The sequence below is a fragment of the Enterobacter cloacae complex sp. ESBL7 genome (assembly GCF_041679625.1).
GTDB lineage: Bacteria > Pseudomonadota > Gammaproteobacteria > Enterobacterales > Enterobacteriaceae > Enterobacter > Enterobacter asburiae_B.
Genome location: NZ_JBGORN010000001.1, coordinates 1,091,570 through 1,112,257 on the forward strand (window position 1 = coordinate 1,091,570; position 20,688 = coordinate 1,112,257).

21 protein-coding genes are annotated in these 20,688 nt (G+C 56.8%); 10 read left to right on the plus strand and 11 right to left on the minus strand.

What is annotated here, in order from left to right; translation table 11 throughout:
• Positions 1–61 precede the first annotated feature (61 nt).
• Positions 62–166, plus strand: coding sequence for a small membrane protein YoaI (yoaI, locus tag ACERY3_RS05465; RefSeq protein ID WP_087822389.1), 105 nt, complete (start codon positions 62–64; stop codon positions 164–166).
• Between the two features lie 21 nt (positions 167–187).
• Here the strand turns inward: yoaI and ACERY3_RS05470 are convergent, their stop codons facing one another.
• From ACERY3_RS05470 to yeaG, 3 genes are all read right to left on the minus strand, one after another.
• Positions 188–688, minus strand: coding sequence for a YbaK/prolyl-tRNA synthetase associated domain-containing protein (locus ACERY3_RS05470; protein WP_023335328.1), 501 nt, complete (start codon positions 686–688; stop codon positions 188–190).
• 99 nt (positions 689–787) lie between these two features.
• Positions 788–2,071, minus strand: a complete 1,284-nt coding sequence (locus ACERY3_RS05475) for a YeaH/YhbH family protein (RefSeq protein ID WP_032651499.1) — start codon at positions 2,069–2,071, stop codon at positions 788–790.
• Positions 2,072–2,146: 75 nt separating this feature from the next.
• Positions 2,147–4,081: a protein kinase YeaG gene (gene yeaG, locus ACERY3_RS05480; protein WP_373225244.1), complete on the minus strand. Its 1,935-nt coding sequence runs from the start codon at positions 4,079–4,081 to the stop codon at positions 2,147–2,149.
• A gap of 431 nt (positions 4,082–4,512) precedes the next feature.
• On the opposite strand from yeaG, the gene ACERY3_RS05485 reads away from it, so the two are divergent.
• Positions 4,513–5,259 carry a MipA/OmpV family protein gene (locus tag ACERY3_RS05485; RefSeq protein WP_032657936.1) on the plus strand — a complete coding sequence of 249 codons (747 nt, stop codon included), beginning with the start codon at positions 4,513–4,515 and terminating at the stop codon, positions 5,257–5,259.
• Between the two features lie 78 nt (positions 5,260–5,337).
• Here ACERY3_RS05485 and ACERY3_RS05490 read toward each other — a convergent pair whose 3' ends face one another.
• Positions 5,338–6,222: a D-hexose-6-phosphate mutarotase gene (locus ACERY3_RS05490; RefSeq protein ID WP_373225245.1), complete on the minus strand. Its 885-nt coding sequence runs from the start codon at positions 6,220–6,222 to the stop codon at positions 5,338–5,340.
• A gap of 74 nt (positions 6,223–6,296) precedes the next feature.
• Positions 6,297–7,292, minus strand: a complete 996-nt coding sequence (gapA, locus tag ACERY3_RS05495; protein ID WP_023311257.1) for a glyceraldehyde-3-phosphate dehydrogenase — start codon at positions 7,290–7,292, stop codon at positions 6,297–6,299.
• Between the two features lie 339 nt (positions 7,293–7,631).
• On the opposite strand from gapA, the gene msrB reads away from it, so the two are divergent.
• Together msrB and ACERY3_RS05505 are read left to right on the plus strand one after the other, a co-directional pair.
• Complete coding sequence (gene msrB, locus ACERY3_RS05500; protein ID WP_029739831.1) at positions 7,632–8,045, plus strand: peptide-methionine (R)-S-oxide reductase MsrB; 414 nt, start codon at positions 7,632–7,634, stop codon at positions 8,043–8,045.
• Between the two features lie 56 nt (positions 8,046–8,101).
• A complete protein-coding gene (locus tag ACERY3_RS05505) occupies positions 8,102–8,365 on the plus strand; it encodes a YeaC family protein (protein ID WP_196238666.1) in 264 nt (87 codons plus the stop codon).
• A 45-nt stretch (positions 8,366–8,410) separates the two neighbouring features.
• On the opposite strand, the gene pncA is transcribed toward ACERY3_RS05505, so the two are convergent.
• The 3 genes from pncA to sppA form a co-directional block, all read right to left on the minus strand.
• Positions 8,411–9,052: a bifunctional nicotinamidase/pyrazinamidase gene (pncA, locus tag ACERY3_RS05510; protein ID WP_048977353.1), complete on the minus strand. Its 642-nt coding sequence runs from the start codon at positions 9,050–9,052 to the stop codon at positions 8,411–8,413.
• Between the two features lie 9 nt (positions 9,053–9,061).
• Complete coding sequence (gene ansA, locus ACERY3_RS05515) at positions 9,062–10,078, minus strand: asparaginase (RefSeq protein ID WP_008500705.1); 1,017 nt, start codon at positions 10,076–10,078, stop codon at positions 9,062–9,064.
• Positions 10,079–10,141: 63 nt separating this feature from the next.
• Positions 10,142–11,998 (minus strand): signal peptide peptidase SppA, encoded by a 1,857-nt coding sequence (sppA, locus tag ACERY3_RS05520; RefSeq protein WP_045401549.1) that lies wholly within the window; start codon positions 11,996–11,998, stop codon positions 10,142–10,144.
• 167 nt (positions 11,999–12,165) lie between these two features.
• Between sppA and ACERY3_RS05525 the strand changes: the two genes are divergently transcribed.
• The 3 genes from ACERY3_RS05525 (at position 12,166) to ACERY3_RS05535 (ending at position 15,788) form a co-directional block, all read left to right on the plus strand.
• Entirely contained in the window at positions 12,166–12,717 is a 552-nt protein-coding gene (locus ACERY3_RS05525) for an NAD(P)H nitroreductase (protein WP_373225246.1), read from the plus strand.
• Between the two features lie 115 nt (positions 12,718–12,832).
• Positions 12,833–13,876: a selenide, water dikinase SelD gene (gene selD, locus ACERY3_RS05530; RefSeq protein ID WP_008500702.1), complete on the plus strand. Its 1,044-nt coding sequence runs from the start codon at positions 12,833–12,835 to the stop codon at positions 13,874–13,876.
• 4 nt (positions 13,877–13,880) lie between these two features.
• Positions 13,881–15,788 carry a DNA topoisomerase III gene (locus ACERY3_RS05535; protein ID WP_373225247.1) on the plus strand — a complete coding sequence of 636 codons (1,908 nt, stop codon included), beginning with the start codon at positions 13,881–13,883 and terminating at the stop codon, positions 15,786–15,788.
• A gap of 71 nt (positions 15,789–15,859) precedes the next feature.
• Here ACERY3_RS05535 and gdhA read toward each other — a convergent pair whose 3' ends face one another.
• On the minus strand, positions 15,860–17,203 hold the full coding sequence (gene gdhA / locus ACERY3_RS05540; RefSeq protein WP_039262035.1) for an NADP-specific glutamate dehydrogenase: 1,344 nt from the start codon (positions 17,201–17,203) through the stop codon (positions 15,860–15,862).
• A gap of 228 nt (positions 17,204–17,431) precedes the next feature.
• On the opposite strand from gdhA, the gene ACERY3_RS05545 reads away from it, so the two are divergent.
• Complete coding sequence (locus ACERY3_RS05545; protein WP_029742006.1) at positions 17,432–17,710, plus strand: DUF1496 domain-containing protein; 279 nt, start codon at positions 17,432–17,434, stop codon at positions 17,708–17,710.
• On the opposite strand, the gene ACERY3_RS05550 is transcribed toward ACERY3_RS05545, so the two are convergent.
• Complete coding sequence (locus ACERY3_RS05550; RefSeq protein WP_032657918.1) at positions 17,670–18,086, minus strand: pyrimidine (deoxy)nucleoside triphosphate diphosphatase; 417 nt, start codon at positions 18,084–18,086, stop codon at positions 17,670–17,672. The genes ACERY3_RS05545 and ACERY3_RS05550 overlap by 41 nt on opposite strands.
• A 75-nt stretch (positions 18,087–18,161) precedes the next feature.
• Here ACERY3_RS05550 and ACERY3_RS05555 point away from each other — a divergent pair, with 75 nt between their 5' ends.
• Entirely contained in the window at positions 18,162–18,731 is a 570-nt protein-coding gene (locus tag ACERY3_RS05555; RefSeq protein ID WP_373225248.1) for a carboxymuconolactone decarboxylase family protein, read from the plus strand.
• The gene (locus ACERY3_RS05560) at positions 18,724–19,341 is read left to right on the plus strand and encodes a CDP-alcohol phosphatidyltransferase family protein (protein WP_373225249.1); all 618 of its coding nucleotides are present in this window, start codon (positions 18,724–18,726) and stop codon (positions 19,339–19,341) included. Before ACERY3_RS05555 ends, ACERY3_RS05560 begins: the two co-directional genes overlap by 8 nt.
• Here ACERY3_RS05560 and ACERY3_RS05565 read toward each other — a convergent pair.
• Complete coding sequence (locus tag ACERY3_RS05565; protein ID WP_373225250.1) at positions 19,338–20,645, minus strand: sulfurtransferase; 1,308 nt, start codon at positions 20,643–20,645, stop codon at positions 19,338–19,340. The genes ACERY3_RS05560 and ACERY3_RS05565 overlap by 4 nt on opposite strands.
• Between the last annotated feature and the right edge of the window lie 43 nt (positions 20,646–20,688).

Consider the following 20,688-nt stretch of genomic DNA (forward strand, 5'->3'; position numbering starts at 1 on the left):
CATAACCTTGTCATTTACGCGGATTAAAACGAAGGCAGATATCGCAAAAGGGGTCGCCATCATGAACGATCACATGTTTGTTGAAACGCTGATTATCTCCTCATCGTTTTTTGCTATTGCCATTATTCTCGTCGCCTCCGTGCTGTTTCTGGAAAGAAAAGGCTGACAGGGGCGTCAGCCATCACGGTTACGCTTTGTGGAAGGTCACCAGTTCAGGACGGGCGATGCGCAGGTAATCCTGGGTATCCATAATCACGGATTTCTCCAGTAAACCGGCGTTAAAGGCGATTTCGTCAAAGCGCTCGAACAGCAGCGGGTCGGCAACCAGTGCCAAATCAGGATGGAAGCTAAAGGGCGGGATAGCGCCGAAAACGCAGGCGGTCAGGGTATCGACCTCGGCTGGGCTCGCGAGGGAGGCCTTCAGCCCGCCAAAATGGCTGGCAAGCTGGCTCAGGTCGGCCTGCAGATCGGCGGCGAGGATCGCCAGAACGTGTTTTTTTACGCCGTTTCCCTTCACCTTGCAGACCAGGGCTTTGGCGCCTTGCCGCAGATCGGTCCCGCGAATTTCACTTACCGCTTCGCATTTCCCAACCGCCTCGTGCTCCATGACGCGAAAACGCGCGCCTTGCTCGGTAAGTAAGGTAATGAGCTGCTGGTGGGTTCCTGTTCCAATAACGTCGTCAGTCATAACGATTTTCCCGGTGATAATCCAGTATGCAGCTTTCTACATTAGCACGGGATGAACGGGGTCGAAAGAAAACAGCCAGCGCGTTAGCTGGCTGTTGGATTATGCGTTGCTGGTAGCAGATTGTTTATGGAACAGCTCCCTGAACACCGGATAAATATCATCCTGGTCACGGATATGCTGCATGGCAAAATTATCGAACATTGCTTGCAGATGTTCATACTCCCGCCACAGGGTCTGGTGCGCGCGACGGGTAATTTCGATATAGCTGTAGTAACGCACCACCGGCAGAATTTTCTTCGCCAGAATCTCGTGACACAGCGGTGAGTCGTCGGCCCAGTTGTCGCCATCGGACGCCTGCGCGGCATAAATGTTCCACTGCGCCGGGTCGTAACGCTCTTTGACCACTTCATCCATCAGCTTCAGAGCGCTTGACACGATGGTCCCGCCGGTCTCCTGCGAGTAGAAAAACTCATGTTCATCTACTTCTTTCGCCTGAGTATGGTGACGAATATAGACCACCTCCACGTTCTTATAGGTTCTGCTCAGGAACAGGTAGAGCAGAATATAAAAACGCTTCGCCATATCCTTCGTGGCCTGGTCCATCGAGCCGGAAACGTCCATCAGACAGAACATCACCGCCTGGCTGGAGGGCTCAGGGCGTTTTTCGTAATTCTTGTAGCGCAGGTCGAAGGTGTCTATAAACGGTACCCGTTCGATCTTCGCTCTTAGTTCCGCAATCTCTTTACGCAGACGCTCCTCTTCCAGCAGTTGCGCCGGTTCCGTGTTTTCCACGACCTTCAGGCTGCTCTCCAGCTCGCGCAGTTCGCGCCGTTTGCCCGCCGTCATGGCCGTTCGTCGCGCCAGCGAATTCTGCAACGAACGCACGACGCTGATATTGGCGGGCACGCCGTTGGCGGTATAGCCCGCGCGATGGGTTTTGTATTCATTAAGCTGACGATGCTGATTCTTTTTCAGATTCGGCAGCGCCAGGTCTTCAAACAGCAGGTCGAGATATTCGTCTTTCGAAATCTGGAAGACAAATTCGTCCTGACCTTCACCGTCCTGGCTGGCCTGTCCCTGACCGCTTCCTGAACCACCGCCGCCGCCCTGAGGACGCTCAATTCTGTCGTTCTGAACGAAGTGGTCATTACCTGGGTGTACGCGATGGCGCAGGCCGCCTCGCCCCTGATGAAACATCGGTTCGCTGATGTCATCGGTGGGGATGGAGACAGACTCGCCGCTGTCGACGTCGGTCACCGAGCGTTTGTTGATGGCCTCGGAGATAGACTGTTTAATTTGCGCTTTATAACGACGCAAGAAGCGCTGGCGGTTCACCGTGCTCTTGTTTTTGCCGTTAAGACGCCGGTCAATAAACCAGGTCATATACCCCCCGTACTGCATTTGCCAACTTGCATTTTGTAGGCCCGGTCAGCGCTAACCGCCACCGGGCACTTGTTTTTAAGACGATTTACGCACGCGCAGATACCATTCACAGAGCAGGCGGACCTGCTTGCGGGTGTAGCCTTTTTCCATCATACGGTCGACAAAGTCGTCGTGCTTTTTCTGCTCATCGGTTGAGGTTTTGGCGTTAAACGAGATCACCGGCAGCAGCTCTTCGGTATTGGAGAACATTTTCTTCTCAATGACCGTGCGCAGTTTCTCGTAGCTGGTCCAGTTCGGATTGCGCCCGTTGTTATGCGCTCTGGCGCGCAGGACAAAGTTCACAATCTCGTTACGGAAGTCTTTCGGGTTGCTGATCCCGGCAGGCTTCTCGATTTTTTCCAGCTCCGCGTTCAGGGATTCACGGTCAAACAGCTGGCCGGTATCCGGGTCGCGGTACTCCTGATCCTGGATCCAGAAGTCAGCATAGGTGACATAACGGTCGAAAATGTTCTGCCCGTATTCTGAATAGGATTCCAGGTAGGCCGTCTGGATCTCTTTGCCAATGAACTCGGCGTATTTCGGGATCAGGTAACCTTTGAGGAACTCAAGGTAGCGCTCAGCCTGTTCCTGCGGGAACTGCTCGCGTTCGATTTGCTGCTCCAGCACGTAGAAGAGATGAACCGGGTTGGCCGCCACTTCCGCATGGTCGAAGTTAAAGACGCGGGAGAGGATCTTAAACGCGAAGCGCGTGGACAGACCGTTCATCCCCTCATCAACCCCGGCATAGTCGCGGTATTCCTGATACGACTTCGCTTTCGGGTCGGTATCTTTCAGGCTTTCACCGTCATAGACGCGCATTTTCGAATAGATGCTGGAGTTTTCCGGCTCTTTCAGACGCGAAAGGATGGAGAAGCGCGACAGCGTTTCCAGCGTTCCCGGTGCGCAAGGAGCGTGCACCAGTTCGCTGTGGTTAAGCAGTTTCTCGTAAATTTTGATCTCTTCGGAGATACGCAGGCAATAAGGCACCTTGACGATGTACACGCGGTCAAGGAAGGCCTCATTGTTTTTGTTATTACGGAAGGTCACCCATTCAGATTCGTTCGAGTGGGCGAGGATAATCCCGTTAAACGGCAGGGCGGAGATACCTTCCGTCCCGTTGTAGTTGCCTTCCTGGGTAGCCGTCAGCAGAGGATGCAGCACTTTAATCGGTGCTTTAAACATCTCGACGAATTCCATAATCCCCTGGTTCGCGCGGCACAGCGCGCCTGAGTAACCGTAGGCATCCGGATCGTTTTGCGCGAAGTTTTCCAGCTTACGGATATCGACTTTACCCACCAGCGCCGAGATATCCTGGTTGTTCTCATCACCGGGTTCTGTTTTGGCGATGGCGATCTGCTCAAGGATAGACGGCCAGACTTTCACCACGCGGAATTTAGTGATGTCGCCACCAAACTCGTGCAGGCGTTTTGCCGCCCACGGCGACATGATGGTGCCGAGGTAGCGACACGGGATACCATACTCTTTATCCAGAATCTGCGCGTCTTCCTGCGGATTGAACAGGCACAGCGGATGGTCGTTCACCGGGCTGCGTTCACCGTTGGCGCTCAACACATAAATAGGAACGCGCTGCATCAGCGACTTCAGGCGTTCAGCCAGCGAGGATTTACCGCCACCCACCGGGCCGAGTAAATAGAGGATCTGTTTCTTCTCTTCCAGACCCTGAGCGGCATGCTTCAGATAGGAGACAATCTGTTCGATGGCATCTTCCATACCATAGAACTCTTCAAACGCCGGGTATCGGGCGACCACCCGATTCGAAAAGAGACGGGAAAGCCGAGGCTCCAGGGCAGTGTCAACCATGTTTGGCTCACCAATAGCCATCAATAGCCGTTCTGCCGCATTGGCATAGGCACTGCGATCTTGCCGACAGATGGTAAGAAACTCCTGCAGTGTGAACTCTTCGTCCTTGGCAGCTTCATAGCGCTGGCGATAGTGATCGAATATATTCATGGCATGCCGTCCTTTCGTTTTTTAGCACAGGATAAGAGCCGTTCGTATGAGTAGTGGAGGCTCCCGGAAGAGAATCTCTCGCACCTCACTGCCAGAGCAGCAACCTGTGTGCCAGGTCAGACGCTAAGAACCGCAGGGTGTTCAGGAAAACTCTTCTTAAATTAAAGCGTAGATGGCATTTGCAAAACTTGCATGCCCAGAAAATCTACTTTCAATGACATATCAATAACTCATCCAAAAATTTCCACTGTCGTTATAAGACAAATGCACGTTTTTCATTCAGTGGTCATATAAATGAAAGCGTGTTGTCATCTGAAAAGTTAAAAATAACGGGTTAATCAGACTGATTAGCAGGCAAAAAATTTTGGGATGTACGGGAATGGCGGTTACACTTCATCCGCTGATTATTTGACTACAGGAAAGAATGGATTGTGACCAAACTCAAACTTCTGGCATTAGGCATCCTTGCCGCGACCGCAGTGAACACCGCGCAGGCGGAAAGTCAGTGGACGGTTGGCGCGGGTGTTGGCGTCATTAACAGCCCGTATAAACAGTATGACCGTGATGTTTATCCTGTTCCCGTTATCACCTATGAAGGCGACAACGTCTGGTTCCGCGGGCTCGGCGGCGGCTACTATCTCTGGAACGATAAGGCCGATAAGCTCTCCATCATGGCCTACTACGACCCAACGCACTTCAAGCCGGGTGACAGCGACAGCCATGCGCTTCGCCAGCTCGACAAGCGTAAAAGCACCATGATGGCCGGGCTCTCGTATGTACATAACACCGAGTATGGCTTCCTGCGTACGGCCCTGGCGGGTGACACGCTGGATAACAGCAACGGCTTTATCTGGGATCTGGCGTGGTTGTACCGCTACACCAACGGTGGGCTCACCCTGACGCCGGGTATCGGTGTGCAGTACAACAGCGAGAACTACAACGATTACTACTACGGCGTCTCTAAAAACGAGTCCCGCCGCAGTGGTCTGAAAAGCTACAGTGCAGATGACGGCTGGGATCCTTACCTGGAGCTGACCGCGAGCTACAACTTCCTTGGCGACTGGAGCGTGTACGGTACCGGCCGCTATGAGCGTCTGAGCGACGAAGTGAAGGATAGCCCGATGGTCGATAAGTCCTGGGCAGGCATCTTCTCTGTGGGTGTGAGCTACAAGTTCTGATTGTGCATTAATTTAGTGCAATCTTTGCATCAAAACGGGGCGCTTGCGCCCCGTTTGCTTTAGCGTGGTGCAGGGAATTTATCGCTTAACAATGCGAATCGTCTGCCCTAAACGAGACGGTTTTTCCTCACTCGCTTTTTGCGGGTTGCTCACGCAAGCGGTTTCCACGCAGACAAACGTTTTGTAGCCATCATCCGTCATATCGGCCATGCTGACGGACAGCGCAGGGCCCGGGTTCCAGCCCACCACGTCGCTGTGATGATGATGGACCACTTCAATACCGCGGTTCAGGGCGCCGTCGTGGATCACGCTGCACGCTTCCGGGTGCAGGTAAACGCGGTCGGTACGGTCAGGGAATGCCTGAACGCCGTCGCTCAGTTTGCCTTCTTTCGCGTTATCGACTTTATCAATATAGGTATCGCCCAGGCCGCTCACCTTCACGGCGCTGATATCACCCACGTTGAAATAGGTGTGCAGGGCAGAGGTGGTTTCGAACTCGCCGTGAGCTTCCAGTTCGATTTCACAGGTTTTACCCAGCTTGAAGCGGGCATACAGGGTGAAATCGTGCGGCCAGAGGGCGCGGGTTTCATCATTAGCCTGCAGCTCAAAGGTCAGCACTGCGCCGTTGTCATCTTCGTTATGCGCTTTCAGCGTCCACTGCTGGTTACGGGCAAAACCGTGAGACGGCAAACCCGGCTGTGCGGACGGGCCGAACCACGGCCAGCAGATCGGTACGCCACCGCGGATTGCGGCCCCTTTTTTGAAGGAGGTCGCATCGCTCAGCCATAAGCCTTCTGCTTCGCCTTCCGGTTTCCAGGAGAGCAGGTGGGCGCCGTTGAGCGCTACGGAGGCTTTAACGCGTGGGTGGTCAACGACGAAGATATCAGCACCGTCAATCTGACGGCGGGAGAGCACAGGGGTAAGTTGTTCGACTACCGGAAGTGCAAAAATTTTATTAGTCATTAAGCAATCCTCTGTCTAAAAACAATAAAAAAGGCGACCGAAGTCGCCTTTTTGGATCAAACACTCATCTCAACTTATTTGGAGATGTGAGCGATCAGGTCCAGTACTTTGTTAGAGTAGCCAGTTTCGTTGTCGTACCAGGAAACCAGTTTCACGAAGTTGTCGTTCAGTGCGATACCTGCTTTAGCATCGAATACTGAAGTGCAGATTTCGCCGTTGAAATCGGTAGATACAACGTCGTCTTCGGTGTAGCCCAGAACGCCTTTCATTGCGCCTTCGGAAGCAGCTTTGATTGCTTTCTTAATTTCTTCATAAGAAGCAGCTTTTTCCAGACGAACGGTCAGGTCAACAACGGATACGTTAGGAGTTGGAACGCGGAACGCCATACCAGTCAGTTTGCCATTCAGTTCTGGCAGTACTTTACCTACAGCTTTAGCAGCACCGGTAGAGGATGGGATGATGTTCTGAGCCGCGCCACGGCCGCCGCGCCAGTCTTTGTGAGACGGGCCATCAACGGTTTTCTGAGTAGCGGTAGTCGCGTGAACGGTAGTCATCAGACCTTCGATGATGCCGAAGTTGTCGTTGATAACTTTAGCCAGTGGTGCCAGGCAGTTGGTGGTGCAGGATGCGTTAGACACGATATCCTGGCCAGCGTAAGTTTCGAAGTTTGCACCACGAACGAACATTGGGGTGTTGTCTTTGGAAGGACCAGTCAGAACAACTTTCTTCGCACCAGCGGTGATGTGTTTACGCGCAGTTTCGTCGGTCAGGAAGATACCGGTTGCTTCAGCAACAACGTCAACACCGATTTCGTTCCATTTCAGGTTAGCTGGGTCTTTTTCAGCAGTAACGCGGATGGTTTTGCCATTAACAACCAGGTGGCCGTCTTTCACTTCAACGGTGCCGTCGAAACGACCGTGAGTTGAGTCGTACTTCAGCATGTACGCCATGTATTCAGCGTCCAGGAGATCGTTGATACCAACGATTTCGATGTCAGAACGTTTCTGAGCAGCACGGAAAACAATACGGCCGATACGGCCAAAACCGTTGATACCTACTTTGATAGTCATATATTCCACCAGCTATTTGTTAGTGAATAAAAGGTTGCCTGTAAAATTACAAAAACCTTACGCAGCGTCAAGCGGAATCGTGTCAATCATTGCGACAAATCAATCCTGTGACTAACGTTTGTGCGACTGACTCGCCTCACTTTCCCTTTGAGCTTGCACCCATATGGGGGCTGAGCCGGGATTTTAAAGTCCTCTCAGGATAAAAATGTGAACGTGATCACAATTGCCTGACCGCTTATTCGCGACACATAAGTTTAGATCAAAAGTGCACGCAAGGGTGTTAATGTTTTGTTAGAATCCGGGTTAAAGATGTCTGTTTCTACAGCGAGATGTAAGCATATGTCGAACCAACGTAACCCTGACGATTTGAAAAAAAACCTCACAGAAATGCAGTTTTACGTGACGCAGAATCACGGAACGGAACCGCCGTTCACCGGGCGTTTACTGCACAATAAGCGAGACGGCGTCTACCACTGCCTGGTCTGTGATGCGCCCCTGTTCAATTCACAAACGAAATTTGATTCTGGCTGCGGCTGGCCGAGTTTCTACGAGCCGGTGAGCGATGAGGCCATCCGCTACCTGACCGACTCGTCGCACGGCATGGTGCGTACGGAAATTCGCTGCGGCAATTGCGATGCGCACCTTGGGCACGTCTTCCCGGATGGCCCCCAGCCTACGGGCGAGCGTTTCTGCGTAAATTCGGCCTCAATGAGCTTCACTGACGACGAAAACGGCGACCAGGTGAAGGGTTGAAAAAACGATTCAGCAAATTATTCCTTTGAAAGGGCGCGAGTGTGAATATTGATGACATGATTAGCGGCATGACGCCGGAGATTTATCAGCGTCTGGTGACCGCCGTAGAACTGGGAAAATGGCCCGACGGAGTTGCGCTGACGCCGGAGCAAAAAGAGAACAGTTTGCAGCTGGTGATGCTGTGGCAGGCGCGCAATAACACCGACGCGCAGCACATGACGATCGACACCAAAGGCCAGATGGTCATGAAGAGCAAGCGTGAGCTGAAAGAAGACTTTGGCATCACGCCGAAGCCGATTGCGACGATGAAAATGCAATAACGGTGCAGATTGATACCCTCTCCCACAGGGAGAGGGCGTAAAAGACTACGCCTGTGTTTCCAGCCAGTCTTCGAGCGTATACAGCGTTGCGCCTTCCGCAGCCATATCCATAAACGCCTGAGCGCTGTCCTGCGGGTGAATGTTTACCCCGCGGCAGCCGTCGGTGATGACGCTGACGGTATACCCCAACTGGAGCGCGTCCAGCACGGTAAACTTCACGCAGTAATCCGTCGCCAGGCCCAGCACGATCAGCTCCGTGATTTCATGGTGGCGTAACCACGCGTCCAGCGCCGTTTTCTGGCGATGCCCGTTATCAAAAAACGCGCTATAGCTGTCGATAGCCGGGTTTTCACCTTTATGGAACACCGCGTCGATGGCTTTCTGGTTCAGGAGCGGATGCAGCTCCGCGCCTTCCGTCTGCTGTACGCAGTGATCCGGCCAGAAGGTTTGCGCCAGCCCGTCGAGTTCCCCCTGAGTGAAAGGCTCGACGTCGTGCTGGCTGGCAAAGCTGCCGTGGTTCGCCGGATGCCAGTCCTGGCTTGCGACAACCGCTTCGCCGCGGGCTTTGCTCCAGTCAATCAGCGTGTTTGCCACGTCAACGGTGCTGTCACCTTCGGCGACGGCCAGCGCACCGCCCGCGCAGAAATCATTTTGCAAATCGACCAGTAGCAGGGCGCGTTGCTTCATGAGCACTCCTTATTCGTCCGGGGTCAGCTCGCCGCGCAGGTTTTGCATCATCGCGCTGCGAATAGACTGAATGTCCAGATCCTGACTCAGTAAATAGTGAAGTTTAGTCAGCGTTGCCTCAACGGTCATATCGAACCCGCTGATAACTCCGGCGTGCGCCAGCGCGTTGCCGGTGGCATAGCCGCCCATGTTGACCTTTCCGGACATACACTGGGTCAGGTTCACGACTACAATTCCGCGCTCGCTGGCTTCCTGAAGCTCTTTCAGGAATTCGCCGTTCTGCGGCGCGTTGCCGACGCCATAGGAGCGCAGAATCAGCGCTTTCACCGGCTGGCGCAGGAAGTTACGCACCACGTCGGCAGAGATACCCGGGTAGATAGTGACCACGCCAATCGGCTGCGGAGTGATCGGATGCACGATCAGCTCGCCGGCGGTGTTCGGCGCAGGCGGCGTGCCCAGACGACGAATATGAATCCCGGCCTCCAGCAGCGGCTGCAGGTTAGGGGAGGCGAAGGCGTCAAAACCGTCAGCATGGGCTTTGGTGGTACGGTTGCCGCGATACAGACGGTTATTGAAGAACAGCGACACTTCGTTGATCGGGTAATTCGCCGCCACGTACAGGGAGTTCAGCAGGTTGATCTGCCCGTCCGAGCGCAGTTCCGCCAGCGGGATTTGCGACCCGGTGACGATAACCGGCTTGCTCAGGTTCTCCAGCATGAAGGAGAGCGCCGAGGCGGTAAACGCCATGGTGTCGGTGCCGTGCAGGATCACGAAGCCGTCGTACTGGTCGTAATGGGCTTTAATGTCATCCGCGATATGCTGCCAGTCTTCCGGCGTCATGTCGGAGGAGTCCATCAGCGGCTCGTATTCGTGGATGGTGAAGTCAGGCATTTCCGGACGGTGGAATTCTGGCATCAGCGCAAGCTGACGCTGAAGGTGGCCGGAGACAGGAATATAGCCGTTTTCAGAGCGCTGCATACCGATGGTACCGCCAGTGTAGGCTACATAAATCGATTTCTTCTGCATGGTAGTGAGTTCTTGTTCTTCAAAAGAAAAAAATCCCCTCTTCGCGTGAAGAGGGGACGGTTTTTAACGGACGTTAGCGCAGGTCAGGCAAAACGCGTAACGACTCTGTGGATCGTTAAAGGCCGCGAGCTTATCGCTTTCCGCCTTCATCGCTTTCGCCGCCGTGGCGACTGGCGCAGGCAGGTAAGCCTGCATCGCCTCCGGCAGCATGGCGCGTACCGAGCCGGACATGCTGTCCATGACCATATCGAAGAACGACGGCTCGTCCTGGTAATACTCGATATGCCACTGCTTGAGCTTCGCCAGCTCGGCGGCTTTTTTCACCGCGTCATCGAAGTCGCCCAGGCTGTCCACCAGACCGTTGCTCTTCGCATCCTGGCCGGTCCAGACGTGTCCCTGTGCGATCTGGTCGATCTGCTCAGGCGTCTTTTTACGCGAGTCCGCCACCAGGGTGATAAAGCGCTTATAGCCGTTCTCAATGCTGAGCTGCATCATCTCAGAGACTTCCGGCGGCAGGGATTTGGTCACCGACACATCCGCCAGCGGAGAGGTGGCCACGCCATCGGTATGCACGCCCAGAGAATCCAGACTGTTCTCCACGGTGTTGATCACCCCGAAGATGCCAATCGAGCCGGTCAGCGTGCTTGGGTTAGCCACGATGTAGTTGGCTGGCGTTGAGATCCAGTAACCCCCGGAGGCGGCCATTCCGCCCATGGATACGACGACCGGCTTGCCGGCGGCACGCGCCGCGGCCAGTTCAGCGCGGATCACCTCGGAGGCGCTGACGCTGCCGCCAGGGCTGTTCACCCGCAGGACGATCGCTTTCACTTTCGGATCCAGGCGAGCATCGCGGATTTGTGACGCGGTAGTATCGCCGCCCACGTTCCCCGGAGTCTCCTGGCCGTCCATGATGGCGCCGTTGGCAAACACCACCGCGACGCTGTTACCGCTGTCATCCGGCTTTTTCGTCGAGTAATCATACATGCTGATGGCGCTGTAATTTTTGTCCTCTTTGCTCCAGCCAAACTGCTTGCTCAGGGATTTTTCAATCTCGGCGCTGGTGCCCAGGGCATCAACCAGTTTGTTATCCAGCGCATATTTCGCGGTATCACCGTCAACCTTACGCAGGCCATCCAGCACGCCCTGCGCGCCGGGGAACGCCTGCTCAGGCGTAATCTGGCGGTTAGCGGCAACGGTGCCGAGATAGTTCTGCCACAGCTCGCCAATCCAGCGGCTGTCCGCTTCACGGGCGGCAGGGGACATATCGTCGCGGATAAACGGCTCGACGGCTGATTTATACGTGCCGACGCGGAAGACGTGGGTGGTGACCTTCAGCTTGTCGAGCAGGGATTTGTAGTACAGGCCGTTGGTGGCAAAGCCGTGCAGATCGACGGTCCCCTGCGGGGAGAGCCAGATTTTGTTGGCGAAGCTCGCCAGATAATATTGCCCCTGGCTGTAGCTGTCGCCCACGGCAATCACCGGCTTGCCGCTGTCGCGGAATTCGCGCAGCGCTTTACCGATGTACTGCATTGAAGGCTGATCGCCTCCGGCGAAATCTTTCAGATCCAGCACGATCCCGGTGATGTTCCGGTCGTCTTTGGCCTGGCGGATGGTATCGACGATATCGAACAGGGAGTTTTCCTGCAGACGGTCTGATGTCGCGCCAAACAGCTGGCGGCTGATTGCCCCCAGACGGTTGCTGGCGGACGGTTTATCAACGATAACGCCGGTGATATCGAGTAACAGGGCCCCGCGAGTCGAATGCTGCGCCTGATTCGCGTTGCTGATATGCATCCAGATGCCCGCGCAAACCAGAACCAGCAGGATGAAGAAGATGTTCATCACCAGGTTGCGGACGAAGTTGAGCAGTCGCCACGTCCATTTAAAGAAACCGGCAATGATTCGCCAAAGGGTTCGCATGTATTCTCCCTAACCAGAAAATGACTGTTTCCGTCGCCACTGGACGGTAATGTTGGGTTATCGTAATGACCCAACCGCCACTTGTCAGCAGGAATCGCCTGCCAGGCTGTAACAAAATCTGCCGTCGTGTTAATTTTGTGAGTAAATTTCAAGAAAGGAGTTAACCAATGGACGCACTCGAACTGCTTGTTAACCGCCGTAGCGCTTCCCGTCTGGCCGAACCTGCCCCGGCAGGCGAGCAGCTGGAGAACATTCTGCGTGCCGGCATGCGTGCCCCCGATCACGGCACGCTGCAGCCGTGGCACTTCTTTGTGATTGAAGGCGAAGGCCGCGATCGTTTCAGTCAGCTGCTGGAGCAGGGCGCGGTTGCCGCCGGTCAGGATGAGAAAGGTATCGACAAGGCGCGCAATGCCCCGTTCCGCGCCCCGATGATTATCGCCGTCGTGGCGAAATGCCAGGCCGGCCATAAGGTGCCGGTCTGGGAGCAGGAAATGTCCGCAGGCTGTGCGGTGATGGCGATGCAAATGGCCGCCGTCGCGCAGGGCTTTAACGGTATCTGGCGTACCGGTGCGCTAACCGAAAGCCCGGCGGTCCGTGACGGTTTTGGCTGCGGTAAGCATGACAAAATTGTCGGTTTCCTCTATCTCGGCACCCCGCAGCTTAAAGCCTCCAGCACCATCAGCATTCCGGATACCACGCCTTTCGTCAGCCATTTCTGATAACGCACCTAAACTGTCTGGATTCTGAGCATCTGCCGCAGAATTCAGACAGTCATACTTACCTCTTTATGGAATGAGCGCTACCATAGCGCGATTGAGATGACAGGAGACGTCCATGAGCGAGCAAACCATTCGTTTAACGCAGTACAGCCACGGAGCCGGTTGCGGTTGTAAAATTTCCCCGAAAGTGCTGGAGACCATCCTGCACAGTGAACAGGCGAAGTTTGTCGACCCGAACCTGCTTGTCGGCAATGAAACGCGTGACGATGCTGCAGTTTATGACTTAGGTAACGGCACCAGCATTATCAGTACTACCGACTTCTTTATGCCGATTGTCGACAACCCGTTCGACTTCGGGCGCATTGCGGCCACCAACGCCATCAGCGATATCTTCGCGATGGGCGGTAAGCCGATCATGGCGATTGCCATTCTGGGCTGGCCGATCAACACCATCCCGCCGGAAGTGGCCCGTGAAGTGATTGATGGCGGTCGTTTTGCCTGCCAGCAGGCGGGGATAGCCCTGGCCGGCGGTCACTCTATTGATGCGCCGGAGCCTATCTTTGGCCTGGCCGTTACCGGCGTAGTGCCGACCGAACGCGTGAAGCGCAACAGCACCGCGCAGGCGGGCTGCAAACTGTTCCTCACCAAGCCGCTGGGTATTGGCGTGCTGACCACCGCCGAGAAAAAATCCCTGCTGAAACCGGAGCACAAAGGCCTGGCAACCGAAGTCATGTGCCAGATGAACCTCGCCGGCGCGGCGTTTGCCAATATCGACGGCGTGAAGGCGATGACCGACGTCACCGGTTTTGGTCTGCTGGGGCACCTCTCTGAAGTGTGTCAGGGCGCGGGCGTGCAGGCGCAGGTCTGGTATCAGGACGTGCCGAAGCTGCCGGGCGTGGAGGAGTATATTGCTCAGGGCGCGGTCCCGGGCGGTACCCAGCGCAACTTCGCCAGCTACGGTCACCTGATGGGCGAAATGCCCGAGGAGTGGCGCAACCTGCTGTGCGATCCGCAAACCTCCGGCGGCCTGCTGCTGGCGGTCACGCCGGAATCCGAAGCCGAGGTTCAGGCCACTGCCGCCGAGTTCGGCATCACCCTGACGGCGATCGGCGAGCTGGTGACCGCGCGCGGCGGTCGTCCGATGATTGAGATCCGTTAATTCGATGCGGTTGTTTATTGCCGAAAAGCCGAGCCTGGCCCGTGCCATCGCCGACGTGCTGCCTAAGCCGCATCGTAAGGGCGACGGCTTTATCGAATGCGGTAACGGGCAGGTGGTCACCTGGTGTATTGGTCACCTGCTTGAGCAGGCGCAGCCGGACGTCTACGACAGCCGCTACGCCCGCTGGAATTTAAACGATCTGCCCATCGTGCCGGAAAAATGGCGCCTGCAGCCCCGTCCCTCCGTCACCAAACAGCTCAACGTGATTAAGCGCTTCCTGCATGAAGCCGCTGAGATCGTGCACGCGGGTGACCCGGACAGGGAAGGACAGCTGCTGGTGGATGAGGTGCTGGACTACCTGGAGCTGGCGCCGGAAAAGCGCCAGCAGGTGCAGCGCTGCCTGATTAACGACCTCAACCCGCAGGCCGTCGAGCGGGCGATTTCGCGCCTGCGCGCCAACAGCGAGTTTATTCCGCTGTGCGTCTCGGCTTTAGCCCGCGCCCGCGCCGACTGGCTGTACGGCATCAACATGACCCGCGCGTACACCATTCTTGGGCGCAACGCGGGCTATCAGGGCGTGCTTTCCGTGGGGCGCGTGCAGACGCCGGTGCTGGGGCTAGTCGTGCGGCGTGACGAAGAGATTGAGAACTTTGTCGCCAAAGATTTCTTTGAAGTAAAAGCGCATATCGTCACGCCTAAGGACGAACGCTTTACCGCCGTCTGGCAGCCTAGCGATGCCTGTGAATCGTATCAGGATGAAGAGGGGCGACTGCTCCATCGTCCGCTGGCGGATCATGTGGTTAACCGCATTACCGGCCAGCCGGCTATCGTCACCAGCTATAACGATAAACGGGAATCAGAACCCGCGCCGCTGCCGTTCTCGCTTTCTGCACTTCAGATTGAGGCGGCCAAAAAGTTTGGCCTCAGCGCGCAGAACGTGCTGGACATCTGCCAGAAGCTCTACGAAACCCATAAGCTCATCACCTATCCGCGTTCGGACAGCCGCTATCTGCCGGAAGAGCACTTTGCCGGACGCCATTCGGTGATGAACGCCATCAGCGTCCACGCGCCGGATCTGCTCCCGCAGCCGGCGGTGAATCCGGACACCCATAACCGCTGCTGGGACGACAAAAAAGTCGATGCCCACCACGCGATTATCCCGACGGCGCGCGCCAGCAACGTCAACCTTACCGACAACGAAGCGAAGGTCTATAACCTGATCGCCCGTCAGTACCTGATGCAGTTCTGCCCGGACGCGGTATTCCGTAAGTGCGTGATTGAGCTTGAGATTGCCAAAGGCAAGTTTATCGCCAAAGCGCGTTTCCTTGCGGAAGCGGGCTGGCGCACGCTGCTCGGTAACAAAGAGCGCGACGAAGAGAACGACGGCACGCCGCTGCCGGTGGTCGCCAAAGATGACGAACTGCTGTGCGAGAAGGGCGAAGTGGTTGAACGTCAGACCCAGCCCCCGCGCCATTTCACCGATGCGACGCTGCTGTCGGCGATGACCGGGATCGCCCGGTTTGTACAGGATAAAGATCTGAAGAAGATCCTGCGCGCCACCGACGGTCTGGGGACGGAAGCAACCCGCGCGGGGATCATCGAGCTGCTCTTTAAGCGCGGCTTCCTGGAGAAAAAGGGACGCTACATCCACTCAACGGAACCGGGCCGGGCGCTGATTCATTCTCTGCCGGAGCTGGCCGCGAGGCCGGACATGACCGCGCACTGGGAATCGGTGCTGACGCAGATCAGCGAGAAGCAGTGCCGCTATCAGGACTTTATGCAGCCGCTGGTCGGGACGCTTTATCAGCTGATCGATCAGGCGCGCAGCACGCCGGTGAAAACGTTCAGAGGGATGGTTGCGCCCGGTGGCGGCGCGAAGAAACCGTTCAAAAAGAAAAAGAGCGCGGCCTGATACGCCCGGTTTTCTCCCTCTCCCAGTGGGAGAGGGCCGGGGTGAGGGCTCCCGGCCGCACGCGATAAACCTTAAATCACACCCTGACCAATCATCGCATCCGCCACCTTCACGAATCCGGCGATATTCGCCCCGCGCACGTAGTTGGTTTGCGATGCCTCGCCGCCGTACTCCACGCAGGCATGGTGAATATCGAGCATGATGTGGTGCAGGCGCGCATCCACTTTCTCCGCCTTCCAGCCGAGACGCGCGGCGTTTTGCGCCATCTCGAGGCCGGAGGTCGCCACGCCGCCCGCGTTAGCGGCCTTGCCCGGCGCAAACAGCACGCCCGCTTCCAGGAACAGATCCGTCGCGTCGATGGTGGTCGGCATATTCGCCCCTTCGGCCACCGCTTTTACGCCGTTGCTAATCAGGGTACGCGCGGCGTCCGCATCCAGCTCGTTCTGCGTGGCACACGGCAGGGCGATATCCACCGGCACGCCCCACGGCTGTTTCCCTTCCAGGTAGGTCAGGCCAAGCTCCCGGGCATAATCCGCCACGCGACCGTCGCGGCTGGCTTTGATCTCACACAGGCGCGCCAGCTTCTCTGCCGTGAAGCCCGCTTCATCCACTACCGTGCCGCTGGAGTCAGAGGCGGTCACCACGCGAGCGCCAAGCTGCATCGCTTTCTCAATCGCGTACTGCGCCACATTACCTGAGCCGGACACCGCGACGCGCATACCTTCAAAGCCTAAACCGTGACGCTTGAGCATCGCCTCGGTGAAGTAAACCAGGCCGTATCCTGTCGCTTCCGGGCGGATCAGGCTGCCGCCAAACGACAGCCCCTTGCCGGTAAAGACGCAGGCGCTGTTGTTGGAGAGCTTTTTCATCATCCCGGCCATAAAGCCCACTTCACGTCCGCCCACGCCGATATCACCGGCAGGAACGTCGGTATCCGGGCCGAGGTGGCGGTAGAGTTCGGTCATCAGCGCCTGGCAGAAGCGCATCACTTCGCCTTCGCTTTTGCCTTTCGGGTCGAAATCGCTGCCGCCTTTCCCGCCGCCCATCGGAAGCGTGGTGAGGGCGTTTTTAAAGGTCTGCTCGAAGCCGAGGAATTTCAGAATCGACAGGTTCACGGACGGATGAAAACGCATGCCGCCCTTAAACGGACCAATCGCCGAGTTAAACTGAACGCGCCACGCGCGGTTAACCTGTACCTGGTTGCGATCGTCAACCCACGTCACGCGGAACTGGATCACGCGTTCTGGCTCGACCAGGCGTTCAAGCAGAGACATCTGGCGATAACGCGGGTTTTGTTCAAGGAAGGGCCACAGGGTGGTCATAACTTCACGCACGGCCTGCGCGAACTCGCTTTGGTGCGGGTCGCGCTGCTGAACATGGGCAAGGAAACTTTCCAGAGAGCGTGTCTGATCCATAGATATAAGAACCTCTTATCGTATTTTGTGTTTATTACTTATGCGATTTGTGTTGTTTTTTTGACTATACCACCCGTACCGCTTTGTGAGGCAAGCAGAAATTTATGACGAAAGGGAAATTAATGAGAGGGCGGGCGTCATAACGAAAAGCGATGAAGAGATAAATTAAAGGTTCGGCTCTGGTTTACCGTTATAGTCATTATCAAGGAACTACTGGAAGATGTGTCTATGAAACGTTATCTACTCACCGCGTTATGTCTGATCTTTACCGCAGGCGTGCAGGCCAATCCCATTCTCCCGGACGTGGAAGTGAATGTGCCGCCGGAAGTGTTTAGCTCCAGCGGCCAGAATCAAACGGTGCAGCCCTGTAATCAGTGCTGTATCTATCAGAATCAGAACTACTCGGAAGGGGCCGTGGTGAAAGCGGACGGCATTCTGCTGCAGTGCCAGCGCGACGAGCGCGCCATCAGCACGAACCCGCTGGTCTGGCGTCGCGTAAAACAATAAAGGCTTCCAGCAGCGGAATATCCGCAGGGGCTAAGGCGTAGCCAAACGCCTCTTCCGGCGTACACCACGCGAGCGCGCTGTGGTAGTGCGCCGTGAGCTCGCCGCGAAAAGCAGGAACGTGCCAGGCATGCAGGTTAATCAACCGCTGCGAGACTTCCCGCTGGTGGCTTGCCACGTATTGCCCCGGCAGGGCGTCAATGCCCAACTCTTCACGCAGCTCGCGGATAAGCGCTTCTGGCTGGGTTTCTCCGGCCTCGACTTTACCGCCTGCAAATTCCCACATTCCCGGCTGATCGGCGTGGGCAGGGCGCTGCGCCAGTAAAATGTTGCCGTCTTTTTCGATGATGGCGGCAACGACATCGAGTGTTTTCAGCATGGTCGTCAATAATTAATAGCGAAAAAAGACATATTATCGTGCCCTTTCTCAGAGTCCAGTAAACAGGAGAATCAGGTGAAAGAGTCCACCGCCTGGGTTGCCCCCCTCGAATCCCTTCCCGCCAGCCTAAAACCGATAGCCGCCATGCAGAAAAAGCATTTTGGCGCGGTGCTGAATCCCACCCGCTGGTGGGGGCGAATGCCGCGTCTGTTCTGGCTGGTGGCGCTGTTTGTCGGCTTTCTGGAGCGTCGTCGCGCGCTCCTGACGCCCGCGCTGCGTTCGCTGCTCATGACGCGGGTATCCCAGCTCTGTCACTGCGCTTTCTGTATTGATGCCAACAGCCTGCGGCTGGCCGAGCGCTGCGGCGCGCTGGATAAGGTTCAGGCCGTGAGCGAATGGCAGGATTCCGCCTTGTTCAACGAGCAAGAGCGCGCGGCGCTGGCCTACGCCGAGGCGATGACCGCCACGCCGCCCCGGGCGGATGAGTCAGTCAGAACGGCGCTGAAACGCCACTTCACGGATGATGCCATCACCGAGATGACGGCGCTGATTGCGTTTCAGAATCTCTCCGCCCGCTTTAATGCCGCGCTGGATATTCCGGCGCAGGGACTGTGCGCCACGTTTAACGAGACTCCCCATGCTTGACCGTCACCTGCACCCGCGGGTAAAGCCCGTTCTGAATCGTCTGGTTTCCGTGCTGGATAAGCCGGGCATCACGCCCGACGGATTAACCCTGACTGGGTTTGCCATCGGCGTGCTGGCGCTGCCGTTTCTGGCCCTCGGCTGGTATCCGGCGGCGCTGGCCGCCATCGTGCTTAACCGCCTGCTGGATGGCCTGGACGGCGCGCTGGCGCGCCGGAGAGGGCTGACCGACGCGGGGGGATTTCTCGATATCGCGCTCGATTTTCTGTTCTACGCCCTGGTGCCGTTTGGCTTTGCGCTCGCGGCTCCGGCAGAGAATGCGCTCGCGGCCGCCTGGCTGCTGTTTGCGTTTATCGGTACCGGCAGCAGCTTTCTGGCGTTTGCGGCCCTGGCCGCAAAGCACAATATCGACAACCCCGGCTATGCGCACAAGTCGTTTTATTACATCGGTGGGTTAACGGAAGGGACGGAGACCATCGCGCTGTTCGTGCTGTGCTGCCTGTTCCCGGCGCACTTTGCGCTGTTCGCGTGGGTATTCGGCGCGCTGTGCTGGCTGACCACCACAACGCGCGTCTGGAGCGGCTATGTGACGCTGAAGTCACTCAGCCCTTAGAGAGCGCTCTCTGGCCCGCGCGCTCCGGTGGTGACCGGGTTCTGCGGGTGACTGCTCCATTCGTACCAGCCGCCGTCATAGACGGCGATATTCTTCCAGCCCATCGCCCGGGCGTACATAAAGGTTTCTGACGCCCGCCACCCGGTGCCGCAGTAAAACGCGACGTGCTGTTGCGGCAGAATATTCCAGCGCTTCCACTGGGCGGCGATATCGTCCGCGCTGCGCATGGTGCCATCCGGATTATGGAAATCTTCCATATGGGTCGCGTCGCTGCCCGCATGACCCCAGCGGGCACCGGCTATTTCACCTTTTGGCTTGATGTAGCTGTAGCCGCTGGTTTCGCCGATGAACTCCGGCCACGAACGAATGCTGACCAGGGAGGCATCCTGACGGTGCAGCATCCCGCGCGCCTGTTCCATATCAACCATCAGCTGCGGCTGGCCGGGGATTGGCGCGCCAAAATCGGGGGCTGGCGTCACTTTCGCGGGCGTGCCGCGCTCAACCGGCAGGCCTGCATCCGACCACGCCTTCCAGCCGCCGTCGAGAATACGCACATCCTTCACGCCCGCATACAGCATGATCTGCGCCACGCGCGCGGCGGCGTAAACGTCGCGGCCATACAAAATAACGGTGGTGTCGTGACGGATCCCGTGCTTCGCCAGCATCGCTTTCAGCGCGTCGTCGGAGACTTTATTCCACAGCGGCTCGCTCTCCACCTCGTTGGTGTCGATGTAGCCCGCGCCGGGAATGTGGTTCAGCAGGTAAAACTTCGTTGCGCCCCAGGCGGCTTCAATCACTTTCCAGTCACCAGCAGGCGCGGCGGTCACGGGTTTACCCTGCTGGAGGCGGTGGATCCACTGCGGGTAAACCAGCTGTTCAAAGTGGGGCAGGCGCTGAAGACGGTCGGGCGTTTGCAGCGCGTCGCTGAGCAGCGAGACGTGGCGGTAACCGGCTTTCTCCAGGCGGGACTTCACCGCCAGGTTATCGTTCTCGTCGCCGTACAGGGCGATGGCGGTTGCAGGAGTAAGCTGATGCTGTTTTGCCCAAAGCGCAATCTGCTCGTCGCTCATTGCGCCCAGCCAGGCGGCAGCCAGGTTGAGTGCGGCGGGTTCATGCCCGGAGGGGCCGCTGAGGGTTTGCGGCCAGCCGTTATAGAACGCGCTGGGGCGGGTGTCGACAGGCGTGCCGTGCTGCGCCTGAAGCTGGGAGAGCGTCATCGCGTTGGGCATATCAGCCGCCAGAGAGGAAAAAGAAGCGAGGCCGCAGAGCAGGGCCAGCGCGGTCAGTTGAGAAACACGTTTCATCGAATAACCTGACGTCAGTAAAAGAGGGGGGCATTGTCGTCTC